This window comes from Collimonas sp. OK242 (genome assembly GCF_900107095.1).
Taxonomy (GTDB): domain Bacteria; phylum Pseudomonadota; class Gammaproteobacteria; order Burkholderiales; family Burkholderiaceae_D; genus Collimonas.
Window position 1 is genome coordinate 31,984 of the sequence record NZ_FNOR01000013.1, and the last position, 13,263, is coordinate 45,246.

Consider the following 13,263-nt stretch of genomic DNA (forward strand, 5'->3'; position numbering starts at 1 on the left):
GACAAAAAATTTATACGATGACAGCATTGCCCGGCGGCGTCTGAGACAGCGGTGAAAAAATCATGCAACATCGCCCAAACAGCATCAAAAGCCCTTAGTTTCACAAAATTGACGTCAACCGATTTTAAAAAACGAAATCGTCGCTTGATGTGGCACTTATTCGGCTGGCCGGGCCGCCCGAATTGCATCCCATATCCTGCTTTTGAAATAGTCCGGGAGCGGGAAATACAAACCAGGACCTTCACTAGCCTTCGCAAAAAGCCTAGTATTAGTCACGCAATATGTGCAATTACTAAATTGCACACGCAGCAATACTTCTGTTTGCGCAAATCCAGGCCGCTGCAAGCACAGCCAAAGCCCTTCCTTGCTTGTCACAAAAATACAACACAAATAACAATCTTCTTCAATTTCGACCAATTTATAGCGTCACAGGAAACCAAACCGCCAGCATTGCCAGCGAGACCCCTTAATGTTCATCCATCCGGCAAGATGTACGGATCCTTAAGACAGTTTTCTAAATAAAGGACGTCAAATGAAGAAATCACTAATCGCACTGGCCGTACTCGGCGCAATCGCAGGTGCAGCACAAGCTCAAAGCTCCGTAACCATCTACGGTATCGTTGATACTGGCATCGTATACACAAGCAAGGTTTCGACTGGCAAGGGCGCTGACGGCTTCTCCAACGCAAACGGCAGCAAATTCAGCGTTAACTCCGGCATCATCCAAGGTTCGCGTCTGGGTTTCAAAGGCGTTGAAGATCTGGGCGGCGGTCTGAAGGCTCTGTTCCAATTGGAAGCTGGCTTCAACAACGACAACGGCGCATTGAACGGCCAAGACAAGGGCACAACCAACCTGTTCCGTCGTAAATCGGTAGTCGGCCTGGGCGGCAACTTCGGTTCCGTTCTGCTGGGTCGTCAAACTGACATCCTGGACGACGTCAGCCAATGGACTTCGGTTCAAGATTTCGGTGGTGTAACTGGTGCCGTCGGTCACAATCTGGACCGTTTGGAAGGTACACGTACCAACAATTCGATCCGTTATAACACTCCAGATCTGTCTGGTTTCACTGGTAGCCTGATCTATGGCTTCGGCGAAACAGCTGGTAAGACTTCTGCCGGCCAATCGTTCGGTCTGGGCGGTCAGTACGCTAACGGCCCACTGGGTCTGTTCGCTGCTTACTACCAATCGAAACTGGGCGCTACTGCAAGCGATACTGCTGTTCTGAACGGCACATTCCCTAGCGGCAACGTTGGCGATACAGCCTTGAAGACATTCAGCCTCGGTGCTAGCTACCAAGCCGGTCCTGCACGTCTGTACGGTAACTGGTCGCGTACTAAGCAACCTCTGGCAATCAGCTCGACTCTGGGTACCACAGGTGTCCTGCAAGCAAACAGCTTCACAGTTGGCGGCTTCAACAACACCAAGGCTGACATTTTCGAACTGGGCGTGAACTACGCTGTTACTGCACCTCTGCACCTGTTGGCTAGCGTTCAATACAACAAGCTGACATTTGCTGATGCAGGCTCCGCCAAGGGCAAGCTGACCCAAATCAACCTGGGTTCTGACTACTTCCTGTCGAAGCGTACTGACCTGTATGCATTCGTGTCGAACCTGCGCGCTAAAGATGCTATCAATCCAGGCGTCTTCGGTGACAGCACCGGTAGCAACAACAACCAAACAGCAGTTGCTGTTGGTATCCGTCACAAGTTCTAATTTAAGCTGACCGAACCCGCAGCAACAAGCGGGCAAGGTTGCTTGAACAGAGATGTAAAAGGCCCACATGGCTTGCCATGTGGGCTTTTTTTATTGCCTGACGATTGGCGCAAGACTGCAAAGTTGTCACGCACCGGCATAGCGGTGTACTCTTGATCATTCCTTTTCTTCATCATCGACACACATGACCTTCCAACTTGATCCCGATACTATTGCCCAATATCTGATCGACTCTCCGCATTTTTTCGAAGAACACGCCGAACTGCTGGCCAAGATCCGTCTCACCAGCCCTCTGTTAGGCCGGGCCGTGTCGCTGCAAGAGCGGCAAATGGAAGTACTTCGCGAAAAAATCAAGCTGCAGGATTTACGCCTGGCCGACATGGTCCGCAATGCCCAGGAAAACGATGCAAGCGCGCATAAACTGCATAGCTGGACCCGCAGCCTGCTGCTGGCCCGCAACGACGTTGACCTGCCGCACACGCTGATCGATGGCTTGCGCACCGGCTTTGCAGTACCGCAGGCCACCCTGCGGCTGTGGGGCGTCGCCGAAGACTATTCACACACCTGGTTTGCGGCAGCGGCTTCCGAGGACGCCAAGATTTTCGCCAACGGCTTGAGCCTGCCGTTTTGCGGCAGCAATAATGATTTCGAAGCTGCCGCCTGGCTTGAGCAGGATATCCAGTCCATCGCCATGCTGCCGCTACGCAGCAGCGCCAACACCTCGGCAGCCTTCGGCCTGCTGGTGCTGGGTTCTCCTGATCCGCAGCGCTTCAGCGCCGACATGGCGACAGATTTCCTGGTGCAAATTGGCGAGACCGCAAGCGCTGCGCTAGCCTGTCTGCTCGAGTAAGCGCGTCATCCCCTGACATCGTGAGCGGCGACAGCAACCAGGCCTACCTCAGCAGCTATCTGGATAGCCTGGCGGGGCAGCGCCAGCTATCAGCGCATACGATCAGCAACTATGCCCGTGACTTGAAGGAACTGGCGAGCCTGACGCAGGCACTCGGCGACGGCTGGGAGTTTGCCGCCGTCACCCACTTCCACATCCGTAAATTTGCCGCGCAATTGCACTCTCGCGGTTTGAATCCAAGTTCGATTGCGCGCAAACTGTCAGCCTGGCGCGGCTTTTTCGAATGGCTGGCAGAACAGACCACGCTCGCCAGCAATCCGGTCGACGGCGTGAAAGCGCCAAAGCGCGCCAAACCGCTGCCGAAAGCCATGGCCGCCGATGACGCGATTCATCTGGTCGCCAGCGGCAACCCGTTGGCCGATGCCGGATCCAGCATGGCCTTATGCAATCACGCGATGTTTGAATTGCTCTATTCCAGCGGACTGCGGGTCTCGGAACTGGCAGGACTGGACCTGCGCTATCACCGGCAAGCGGGGTATGAATCGGCAGGCTGGATCGACCTTGACGCTGCCGAAGTGACCGTCACAGGAAAAGGCGGCAAGAAACGTAGCGTGCCGGTGGGCAAGCCGGCAATACAAGCGATTGCGGCCTGGCTGCCGCAACGCCAGGCCTTGCTCAAAAATGACCAGGATGACAAGGACGGGCACGCTGCAGCCCTGTTCCTGACCGAACGCGGCACCCGCGTATCGCCGCGCGTGATCCAATTGCGCCTGAAACATCATGCGCAATCGCTCGGCATCGCTAGCAATGTCCATCCCCATGTGCTGCGCCATTCGTTCGCCTCGCACATGCTGCAGGGTTCCGGTGATTTGCGCGCAGTACAGGAATTGCTGGGGCATGCATCGATCGCCGCTACCCAGGTCTACACCTCGCTTGACTTCCAGCGCCTGGCGCAGGTTTATGATGCCGCCCACCCGCGCGCCAAGAAAATCTCGGATACATAAGCTCAGATGCAAGAGCAGCAAGCCATAAATTCTCGGACGGGATGGTTCGAACCACATGTCACATCAAATATGCAACTGAATTGCATTTCAGGCATAATTGGCATCTCACCTACCCATACTGCATTATGAACCCAGGCCCAAAACTGAAATCTGCCGCTACCGTCGCAAGCGCCAAGGGCAACACCCATCAGCATGCGGCGGCATTGGCCGAGGCGCAGTTGCGCGAAGTCGCACTGCGCATCACGCCTGCACGCATCAAGGTCTTGGCGGCCCTGCTGGAGGCCCGTTGCGCTTTTTCGCATCAGGACATGCAGGACCAGTTTACCGAGATGGACCGGGTAACCTTGTATCGCGCCCTCGATTGCCTCACCGATGCCGGCCTGGCGCACAAGATTGCGGGCGACGATCGCGTGTTCCGCTATAGCGCCGGCACCGAGCACGGCGATGCCAGCCCTCATGGCAGCGCGACGCACCAGGCCCAGCATCAGCATGGACATTTCAAATGCACCCGCTGCGCCAAGGTATTTTGCCTGGACGGCAGCGGCGACGCCGGCTTTCTGGACAGCATACTGGCGCTAGGCGACAGCCATGCCAGCACCGCTACGACTCCGGCCAAGCTGCGCAAACAACTGCAACAAGCTTTACAAGACACGCTGGGCAAGGGCTTTCAAGGTCATGAGATCGAACTGACCATCAAAGGCTGGTGCGCCGATTGCGCGCATTAGTTCGCGGCAACCGCCGCAGCCGCAGCCGCAGTTTGCCGATCTGAATTTCCACCCGGTTTTCTATCGTTTTTAGTTTTTATCTTTCCGAATCCCACTATGGCACTCATCCCCACCACGATCCTGACCGGCTTCCTCGGCGCCGGCAAAACCACTCTGCTGAACCGTATCCTGCAACAGCAGCACGGCCATAAAATCGCCGTGATTGAAAATGAATTCGGCCAGGAAAATATCGATAATGAAATCCTGGTGCAGGACAGCACCGAACAAATCGTCGAAATGAACAACGGCTGCATCTGCTGCACCGTGCGCGGCGACCTGATCGTTGCCCTGACCACGCTGGCGCGGCGCCGTGCAGCCGGAGAACTGAACTTCGACCGGGTGATTATCGAAACCACCGGCATGGCCAATCCGGGGCCGGTAGCGCAAACCTTCTTTGTCGACGACGAAGTGGCGATGCACTTCATGCTGGACGCGATTGTCACCGTGGTCGATGCCAAGCATGCGATGTCGCAACTCGATCAGCAGGAAGAAGCGCAACGCCAGGTAGGTTTTGCCGACAAATTGCTGCTCTCCAAAACCGACCTGGCAAGCGCAGAAGAAGTTGCGGCATTGACCGGCCGCCTGAAACGCATCAATCCGCGCGCACCGGTCATTACATTGGATCCGCAACACACGCCGATAGACGAAATCCTGGATATCCGCGGCTTCAACCTCAACGCCAAGCTGGAAATCGACCCCGATTTTTTGGCAACGGAAGAACACGCCCACGAGCACAGCGGCGACGACTGCGATCACCCGTCCCATGGCCATGAGGGCCACGACCATCGCCACGACCATCACCATGCGCATCATGATGATGAAATTGCCGCTTTTGTGTTCAAAAGTGAAAGGCCCTTCGATACTGCGCGCCTGGACGAATTCCTTGGTGGCCTGGTACAAGTTTACGGACCGCGCATGTTGCGCTACAAAGGCGTATTGTTGATGGATGGCGCCGACCGCAAGGTGGTGTTTCAAGGCGTGCATCAGATCATGGGCAGCGATGTCGGCGGCAAATGGGATGCAAATGAGACACGCGGCAGCAAAATGGTCTTCATTGGCAAGAATCTGCCGAAAGACATCTTTATTCGCGGTTTGGAGCAATGTTTGGTATAAACTATGGCAGTTTTGCGCTGGGAAATCACTGGATAGCGGGCCAATCGCATCGTCGCTTGGCTGCTGATTTAAGGGAGAGGACCATGAACCTGACCGTTAAAAAAACCGTTGCCAAGAAGGCGCCGGCCTCGCTAGGCAAATTGACGCCGAAAGCCCGGCCAGCCAGTGCTCCCGCCAGTAAAATAGTTAAAGGCGCAACCGGCAGCACAAAAACAGCTGGAAAAGCAGCAAAAATCTCCACCAGGGCGCCAGTGAAGACTGAATCCCCTGCTGCAACTGCAAGTAAGGCTGCGTCCAAAGTTGCCAAACCCAGCCCCAAACCTGTTGTAAAATCCCTAGCCAAGAAAACGGCGACGGCCAAATCTGTTACCAGCTCCGCTCCGGCGGCAGAGAAGGCAACGCGCAATAAGGTAACGCGTAAGGAAGTAACGCGAAATACAACGGCAAAAGCCGGTAGTTCTGTTACAAAGAAACTGAGTTCCCCAACGGCCAGATCCGACGCTAGCAGCACCAGCAACAAGCCCGCAAGTGCCGGATTAACGGATAAAATTGAAAAAAACGTCGTATCGAAAGCAAGCGAAGTGGCTACTAAAACAACCAAACCAACCTCCGAATCCATTCTGTTGACCGAAGAGCAAATCCTCAAGATGAGCGAAAAGGACTACATGAATGAGGCGCAACTGGCTTTCTTCAAAGCGCGTTTGCAGCAGTTAGAAGTCGACCTGCTCAAGAACGCTGGAGAAACCACTGAGCATTTGCGTGAAACCGTCCTGGTGCCAGATCCGGCAGACCGCGCCACCATCGAAGAAGAACATGCGCTGGAATTGCGTACCCGCGATCGCGAACGCAAATTGCTGAAAAAGGTACAGCAATCGATCGCATCGATTGACGCCGGTGAGTACGGCTGGTGCGAAGAAACCGGAGAACCGATCGGCATTCCACGCTTGCTGGCACGCCCGACCGCAACCTTGTCGCTGGAAGCGCAACAACGCCGCGAACTGAAACAAAAGCTCTACGGCGATTGATCCTCGATAGCGGCCCGGCGGGCTATGGGGGAATTTAAACCAAGGTAGCATTGCAGCCTTGCTTGGTTTTTCTGTAGCCTTCAGCCTGATCCTTGATTGCTGCCCGCTTTCGCCGTCTTTGTTTTCACGCTGCCAGACTCCTGACGTCCACCCAGGTATTCCGCTCAAGACGCCTCCGGCACGCCGCCTTTGCGCCCGTGCTGATATTGGCGATCCTGTTCGCGCAATTGCTGGGGCTGACGCATAGCATCGTCCATGCAGCCTGGGAAAACAAACAATCGACTCAGCTGACGCACATGACGTCGGTAATCGAACGCGCCATCGAAGGCGGTGGCAAAGCACATCACTCTTGTGCCGCATTCGACGACGCCACCCTGGCGGCAACAATCTACTCGGCGCCGCTGACATTACCGCCACTGCCCGGCACACATGTGCTGGCCTTGTGGCAGGCATTCACCTCCCGGGATGCCTCGTGCGCCACCCCGCTCCTGACAGGACGCCTTACCGGCTTCGCTCGTCCCGAAGCAAAGCATTCATCATGCTTGTCCAACGTACTCTGGTTATCCAGCACGGTTCTGTCCGCACTGACCGTTCTCTCGTCTGCAGCATCCGCTGCGCTTACTCAACCCGAAGAAGCGCGCTTCTCTGCCCTGGCGGCCGAAAGCGGTCTGCCAGATACCGTGCCGCGCATCAAATCGACTTCGATCGCCGCGTTCCTGGTGGAAGAGCGCAGCTTCGGCCCGGCGCTGGCCGCAGCTTGATTTTCGGCGTGCGCACCAGGTTCTAAATTTCCGACTTGGAAAACCGGGATTGCAAAGCAAGGAAATCATGCATGTAAAAGCATGCAGGCCGCGCAATCCCGGCCTGCTTTCAAGTATGCATTTATGGGCAAAATATCTATTTTTTACGTTCGACATGCAAATATCACAACATATTTATGTCATAACTTAAGGTGTTCCAGACACACTTCCTGAGTTGCTTTGTGTTACCTTTAGAGGTATCGATTGATCGTGCTTTTTTATTTTTCAGAATAGGTGGAAGCGCGCAAAAACGAGAACAGCATCAAAACAAAAATGTGGCCATAAACATAGCAAAGCAATGGCAAAAAGCGATGATAAAAGCGCATCTGAAAATTTGCGGAACAGGTAGCGGCCAGTTAGCCGTATCTCGCAGCCCGGTTTTCAATAATAATAATCACAGCTACTCATACAGCTTCAACAGCAACTTACTTTCGGGATTGACACGTGGGGATTTTCTCGCTCTTCGGCAAAAATAATCGTCCAAACAGCGCTTCACCGGTGGATGAAAAAGTACCAGCCGCGGCAGACAATCAAACGCCGGTTCTGTTTGGCGAAAACCAGGAGCGGCTGGCCAACTCGACCACGCTGCGCGATGGTACGGCGCGTGCTACGACGTCCATGAAGATCGATGCGATCGAGTCGGAAATGTCGTCCGAATTCGTCCATCTGCCGCCCGCTTCCAAATTGCCTCTCGATGCCAACACGTCGCCGATCACGACTACGCAAGGCCCTAACACCACCCAGATGACGCTGCCGGTGATGAGCAGAACCACCGAATTTCTGGAAGATCAATCGAGAAGCGGCAGCATCGAGGTATCTGTCTCCGATACGCCGGAAGTGATTGAAGAGGCGGCAGTATTATTCGCCAGCGATCAGAGCGACATCGCCGAAGCGCTGCTGTTGAATGCAATTGCCGAAAACAATCTCGGTTCATCGACGCACCTGGTCTGGTGGATGCTGCTGGATCTGTACCAGATCACCGGCAAGCTACAGGAATTCGACAATCTGTCGGTCGATTTTGCCAACAAATTTGAAACTTCGCCGCCGACCTGGATCGATATCTTGACTCTCGACCCGCAGGCAAAGAACCAGGAAAAGCCTGGCACGCTGCCGTCGGTAGCGTTCTCCGGCAAGCTCGACGCCAACATCGGCAAGCAGCTTGAGCGAGCGCAAAAACTGAGCGCCACCCACCCGGCAGTGCGCCTGGAGTTCACCCGGGTCAGCTCGGTCGACCCTATCGGTTGCGGCCTGTTGCTGCGCATGTTGAAAAAACTGCAAAAATCCGGGCTCGACCTGGTACTGGTCGGCGCCAATGAACTGGCCGACAAGATCCGTGAGATCCTGCTTGTCGGACGGCGCGACGAAACCGCCGCCCCATGGCTATTGCTGCTGGAAATCCTGCATCTGCTCAATCTCGAGCAAGCCTACGAAGATGCCAGCATAGATTATTCGATTACGTTTGAAGTCTCGCCGCCGCCTTTTGTAAAACCGCAAGCCAAGGTCATTACCGCCGCCGAAGACAATACCCTGGGTCCCAATACCAGCGCCGGCGGCAACAACAGCTTGCTCATGCCGATACTGATCGAAGGCCGGACCAGCGAGCTGCTGACCAAAATTCAAACCCACGCCAATGCCTGCAGCCCCGCGATCATGGATTGTTCGCGCCTGGTCCGGGTGGACTTCAGCGCAGCCGGCGAACTGCTGAATGGCTTGTCTATGCTCGCCAGCAACGGCAGTGCGATTGAATTTCATAACGTCAACCACCTTGTGACAGCCTTGTTCAAGGTCGTCGGCATACACGAAGTCGCACGTGTGGTATCGCGCAAGAATTAAGTAATTAAACTTGAAGAATTAAGCTTTTAATATAGTCAAATCTCTGCAGTAATAAAAAAACAACGCTAAATCTACGTAATTCAGCGCTTGTAATCACGTCAGCCGTCCCCATTTTTTCGGAACAGTATCGATTTATCATTCGATAGCGAATCACATCATGCGGCACGGGTGCCTAGCGCCCGGCATGAGCGGCCTGACAACGTATTCCGGTCCGCATTTTCTGAGGCTAGCAAAAATGGAACAATTTCACGGCACCACCATCCTTTCAGTACGGCGCGGCAACAGTGTCGCTTTGGGTGGAGATGGTCAGGTAACACTCGGCAATGTCGTAATGAAGGGCACTGCCCGCAAAGTCCGCAAGCTATATCAGGGCAAGGTACTGGTCGGTTTCGCCGGCGGCACGGCCGATGCGTTCACCTTGCTCGATCTGTTTGAGGCAAAACTGGAAAAACACCAGGGTAATCTGATGCGGGCCTCGGTCGACTTGGCCAAGGAATGGCGCACCGACCGCATGTTGCGGCGGCTGGAAGCCATGCTGCTGACGGCCGACCGCGAAACCACGCTGGTCATCACCGGCAACGGCGATGTGCTGGAGCCTACCGATGGCATCGGTGCGATCGGTTCGGGCGGTACTTTCGCCCAATCGGCAGCCAAGGCGCTGCAAGAAAACACCGAGTTGGCGCCGGCTGATATTGTCAAGAAATCGCTGGTGATTGCCGGCGAGCTTTGCATCTATACCAATCAGTCGCACATTATCGAAACCCTGGACTAAGACTTCATCGCAGCTCTGCCCGGCAAGCCAGCGCAAACACTTGCCTGATTCCAAAGAAAATCTGACCCGGCATGGCTTGCGAGCTCACCCATCAAACGCGGAAAAAAACATGAACATGACCCCCCAAGAAATTGTTTCAGAACTGGATAAGCATGTAGTCGGCCAGGATCGCGCCAAGCGTGCGGTGGCGATTGCCTTGCGTAACCGCTGGCGCCGGCAACAGGTCGCCGAACCGCTGCGCCACGAAATCACGCCCAAGAATATTCTGATGATCGGACCTACCGGCGTCGGCAAGACCGAAATCGCACGCCGCCTGGCCAAACTGGCCGATGCGCCATTCATCAAGATCGAAGCCACAAAATTCACCGAGGTCGGTTATGTCGGGCGCGACGTCGACACCATCATCCGCGACCTGATCGACATCGGCATCAAGCAAACCCGCGAGGCCGAAATGCGCAAAGTCCGCACCCGCGCGGAAGATGCCGCAGAAGACCGGATTATCGACATCCTGGTACCGCCTGCACGCGATTTCGGCTTCCACCCTGAGCAGAGTTCCGCAGACGCTGACAGCACTTCGGATAAAGGCGGCAATACCCGCCAGACTTTCCGCAAGCGGCTGCGGGAAGGCCTGCTCGACGACAAGGAAATCGAGATCGAATTGTCGGAAGCGGCATCGCAAATGGAAATCATGGCGCCACCCGGCATGGAAGAAATGACCGAGCAGATCAAATCCATGTTTTCCGGTATTGGCAGCAACCGCAAGAAAAATCGCAAGATCAAGATCAAGGATGCAATGAAAGTCTTGATCGAAGAGGAAGCCGCCAAACTGGTCAACGAAGATGAGCTGAAGCAGAAAGCTATCACCAACGTCGAGCAAAACGGCATTGTGTTTCTTGACGAGATAGACAAGATCGCCACCCGCTCGCAGAACGGCGGCGCCGATGTTTCGCGCGCCGGTGTGCAGCGCGACTTGCTGCCGCTGGTGGAGGGCACCACGGTCAACACCAAGTACGGCATGATCAAAACCGATCACGTCCTGTTTATCGCATCCGGCGCCTTCCATCTGGCGAAACCATCCGATCTGATTCCGGAACTGCAGGGCCGGTTCCCGATCCGGGTCGAACTCGATTCACTGTCTATCAGCGATTTCGAAAGAATCATGACCGGCACCGACGCCTGCCTGACCAAGCAATATGAAGCCTTGCTGGCGACCGAAGGCATAACGCTGGAGTTTGCCAAAGAAGGCGTGCAGCGACTGGCGGAAATCGCTTTCTCGGTCAACGAGAAAACCGAGAATATCGGCGCGCGCCGGCTGTACACGGTGATGGAAAAGCTGCTGGAAGAAATCTCGTTTTCAGCGACTAACGCCAGCGAAAAGGCCATGGTGATCGATGCGGCTTATGTCGATCAGCGGCTGGGAGCGTTGGAGGTGAATGAAGATTTGTCGCGATACGTACTGTAAAACAGCTGGCAGGGTGGAAATCCCTCTCGGATCCCTTCCCTGCTGCCCATCCTACGGAATGCCGTTCTGACATATAAATTCATTTTATGCCAAGCGTTCTTCCAGACTCCTATTTTGGTGGCTTAATATCAAAAAATACCTTGTTATAACCGGATTTTTCCGGTGTGCCATAAATGACAAACACTTCACCTGTTAGCAAAATTTTTTCTTGACTGAAAATGGCGGTAATTAATCCAGATGCATTCGTTTGCAAATCTCGCCCGTCGCCGAGAACATCGTAAAAAGTGGCTGGACTATGGGTAATATCCGTGATCGTCCCATCTGCCTCAATCATTTCAACCTTCAGCTGTAAACTTCGGCCCATCGTGATAGGGACAATGTTCGCGTTGATGATTGCAGTCGCTTGCTCTTCATTTTTAATCAGTCCCTTTTTTTCCATATTTTCCATATCACGCTCCCCCAGAACAAGGCGTTGATGAACGCTGATACGTAGCTCGACATTGGGTTCTGTACCGAGATATTTTGCGGTTGTTTCTGCCCACACCATCGTCGACCACAATAGTAGTATTGCAAAAAAACATCTGGTCGCTTTCATCAATATCTCCTTCATCAACACAATCGACACTCAGCTTTTGGGGCGACTTGCCTGGCACATTTTTCGTATTTCATTCCGCTTTTTTACGATAATGCCATTTGCAACGAGCGTCGGAATAAAGCTATTTTGTTCAGCGACACATTCATGAATATATGTACCTACTTCGTCCCAATCAGCTTCGGTGCCACATCCATTCTCATTGAGCGATTTTTGTAAATCTTGCTGGATATGGTATTTAGCCATCTTGTCTTCGCATCTTTTATCTCTCACGTAGGCTGGAAGAAATTTCGACTGAGAAGCACAGGCCTGCATCACCTCATTCCAACTACCAGACTTGTCCAAAAACGGTTGTACGAAGGCCGGCACGACCTTCGTCAGCCAGGTTGTGTTCTGCATTTGCGGACGGTTGCCACAAGAGTATTTAGCAATACAACGTTGATTTGTGACGAAACCATTGGTTGGGTCATTTGGCGGTTTTGGGATTTTATCGAGCTCTTCCACCATCGCATAACACTGATCACCAGGCTTTACATAGAACAAGCGCACGATGTCTGATGCTTCACACTCCGGAAGTGGCCATTGCCTTTGGAGCCAACCTATAAGCTCATACTTGTTGCGCCCCTCATGTAATGTTTCAGGAGCAGCAAAATGGAAATATTCCATTTCATCGGAAAATTCCCACGAAAAACCAAACTCGTCATCATAAATCATACCGACCATTGCCCAGCCCCCTCGAATATTCGGGCGACTGGAGGCAGTGCCGTTAACAGCGTTTGTACGCAAGACCTCATTTGCAGGCAAAACACTGTTATCTGCTTGCGAGGTAAACTTGAGTTGGAGGCTACATGATTGAGCGATGACGTGGGAGCACGTCAACATTGCGCATGCTATGAACCATACGAGTGATATGTGATGCACACTGTTCCCCTAGAAAATGACAGGACCGAGCTCAGTATGCGATCTAGATCTTTATTTTTAAATAGGGGTTTTCTTGACTTTAAAGAAGCATGTAACTTCCCGCTCCCGAAATCAAAGGATGACGATTAACAGACGCATGAATTCAACCATGAAGCGTAAGTTATATCTCTGCATTATATGAACAGTACAGGGTAAGCATGCTGAAAGAGGTCGACATACACTCTTGCCTCATTGAACTGTACGCGTTCTCTGACGCGACCCAAGTCCTTGCGGATTTTCCTTTGATCTGATTTCAAGAAATGGAGTGGCCGGAAAATTTGCTTCGAACTGAGCCAACCCAGTTGAATAAGATAGATATTTTTTCCCATGTACCACCGAGATAATCGGCATAGGAAATTTGACTTCACGCGTGG

14 protein-coding genes are annotated in these 13,263 nt (G+C 53.5%); 11 read left to right on the forward strand and 3 right to left on the reverse strand.

Features of this window, described 5'->3' with window-relative positions:
* Nucleotides 1-532 precede the first annotated feature (532 nt).
* From BLV81_RS15350 to BLV81_RS15370, 5 genes are all read left to right on the forward strand, one after another.
* A complete protein-coding gene (locus BLV81_RS15350) occupies nucleotides 533-1,714 on the forward strand; it encodes a porin (RefSeq protein WP_092357794.1) in 1,182 nt (393 codons plus the stop codon).
* Between the two features lie 184 nt (nucleotides 1,715-1,898).
* Nucleotides 1,899-2,564, forward strand: coding sequence for a DUF484 family protein (locus BLV81_RS15355; RefSeq protein ID WP_092357796.1), 666 nt, complete (start codon nucleotides 1,899-1,901; stop codon nucleotides 2,562-2,564).
* A 20-nt stretch (nucleotides 2,565-2,584) separates the two neighbouring features.
* Nucleotides 2,585-3,568: a tyrosine recombinase XerC gene (gene xerC, locus BLV81_RS15360; RefSeq protein WP_092357798.1), complete on the forward strand. Its 984-nt coding sequence runs from the start codon at nucleotides 2,585-2,587 to the stop codon at nucleotides 3,566-3,568.
* 125 nt (nucleotides 3,569-3,693) lie between these two features.
* Entirely contained in the window at nucleotides 3,694-4,293 is a 600-nt protein-coding gene (locus BLV81_RS15365) for a Fur family transcriptional regulator (protein ID WP_092357800.1), read from the forward strand.
* Between the two features lie 96 nt (nucleotides 4,294-4,389).
* Nucleotides 4,390-5,445: a CobW family GTP-binding protein gene (locus BLV81_RS15370; protein WP_092357802.1), complete on the forward strand. Its 1,056-nt coding sequence runs from the start codon at nucleotides 4,390-4,392 to the stop codon at nucleotides 5,443-5,445.
* A 25-nt stretch (nucleotides 5,446-5,470) separates the two neighbouring features.
* On the opposite strand, the gene BLV81_RS15375 is transcribed toward BLV81_RS15370, so the two are convergent.
* A complete protein-coding gene (locus tag BLV81_RS15375) occupies nucleotides 5,471-6,046 on the reverse strand; it encodes a hypothetical protein (RefSeq protein WP_143036346.1) in 576 nt (191 codons plus the stop codon).
* 19 nt (nucleotides 6,047-6,065) lie between these two features.
* Here BLV81_RS15375 and dksA point away from each other — a divergent pair, with 19 nt between their 5' ends.
* The 6 genes from dksA (at nucleotide 6,066) to hslU (ending at nucleotide 11,337) form a co-directional block, all read left to right on the forward strand.
* Nucleotides 6,066-6,470, forward strand: a complete 405-nt coding sequence (dksA, locus tag BLV81_RS15380; RefSeq protein ID WP_092358032.1) for an RNA polymerase-binding protein DksA — start codon at nucleotides 6,066-6,068, stop codon at nucleotides 6,468-6,470.
* Nucleotides 6,471-6,667: 197 nt separating this feature from the next.
* Nucleotides 6,668-7,231 (forward strand): hypothetical protein, encoded by a 564-nt coding sequence (locus tag BLV81_RS15385; RefSeq protein WP_092357806.1) that lies wholly within the window; start codon nucleotides 6,668-6,670, stop codon nucleotides 7,229-7,231.
* A gap of 221 nt (nucleotides 7,232-7,452) precedes the next feature.
* Nucleotides 7,453-7,746 carry a hypothetical protein gene (locus tag BLV81_RS23685; protein ID WP_143036347.1) on the forward strand — a complete coding sequence of 98 codons (294 nt, stop codon included), beginning with the start codon at nucleotides 7,453-7,455 and terminating at the stop codon, nucleotides 7,744-7,746.
* Nucleotides 7,715-9,103 (forward strand): STAS domain-containing protein, encoded by a 1,389-nt coding sequence (locus BLV81_RS15390; protein ID WP_092357808.1) that lies wholly within the window; start codon nucleotides 7,715-7,717, stop codon nucleotides 9,101-9,103. The genes BLV81_RS23685 and BLV81_RS15390 overlap by 32 nt, the downstream gene beginning before the upstream one ends.
* 235 nt (nucleotides 9,104-9,338) lie before the next feature.
* Complete coding sequence (gene hslV, locus BLV81_RS15395; protein WP_092357810.1) at nucleotides 9,339-9,875, forward strand: ATP-dependent protease subunit HslV; 537 nt, start codon at nucleotides 9,339-9,341, stop codon at nucleotides 9,873-9,875.
* A 109-nt stretch (nucleotides 9,876-9,984) separates the two neighbouring features.
* Nucleotides 9,985-11,337, forward strand: coding sequence for an ATP-dependent protease ATPase subunit HslU (hslU, locus tag BLV81_RS15400; RefSeq protein ID WP_092357812.1), 1,353 nt, complete (start codon nucleotides 9,985-9,987; stop codon nucleotides 11,335-11,337).
* Between the two features lie 109 nt (nucleotides 11,338-11,446).
* Here hslU and BLV81_RS15405 read toward each other — a convergent pair whose 3' ends face one another.
* Both BLV81_RS15405 and BLV81_RS15410 read right to left on the reverse strand, forming a co-directional pair.
* Nucleotides 11,447-11,932 (reverse strand): hypothetical protein, encoded by a 486-nt coding sequence (locus BLV81_RS15405; RefSeq protein ID WP_143036348.1) that lies wholly within the window; start codon nucleotides 11,930-11,932, stop codon nucleotides 11,447-11,449.
* 30 nt (nucleotides 11,933-11,962) lie between these two features.
* Nucleotides 11,963-12,715: a hypothetical protein gene (locus tag BLV81_RS15410; RefSeq protein WP_143036349.1), complete on the reverse strand. Its 753-nt coding sequence runs from the start codon at nucleotides 12,713-12,715 to the stop codon at nucleotides 11,963-11,965.
* Nucleotides 12,716-13,263 lie beyond the last annotated feature (548 nt).

Excerpts from the sequence above, each read along its gene's own strand:
- BLV81_RS15350 (WP_092357794.1), top strand. The coding sequence starts at position 533 with ATGAAGAAATCACTAATCGCACTGGCCGTACTCGGCGCAATCGCAGGT.
- BLV81_RS15355 (WP_092357796.1), top strand. The coding sequence starts at position 1,899 with ATGACCTTCCAACTTGATCCCGATACTATTGCCCAATATCTGATCGAC.
- BLV81_RS15365 (WP_092357800.1), top strand. The coding sequence starts at position 3,694 with ATGAACCCAGGCCCAAAACTGAAATCTGCCGCTACCGTCGCAAGCGCC.
- BLV81_RS15370 (WP_092357802.1), top strand. The coding sequence starts at position 4,390 with ATGGCACTCATCCCCACCACGATCCTGACCGGCTTCCTCGGCGCCGGC.
- hslV (WP_092357810.1), top strand. The coding sequence starts at position 9,339 with ATGGAACAATTTCACGGCACCACCATCCTTTCAGTACGGCGCGGCAAC.
- hslU (WP_092357812.1), top strand. The coding sequence starts at position 9,985 with ATGAACATGACCCCCCAAGAAATTGTTTCAGAACTGGATAAGCATGTA.
- BLV81_RS15405 (WP_143036348.1), bottom strand. The coding sequence starts at position 11,932 with ATGAAAGCGACCAGATGTTTTTTTGCAATACTACTATTGTGGTCGACG.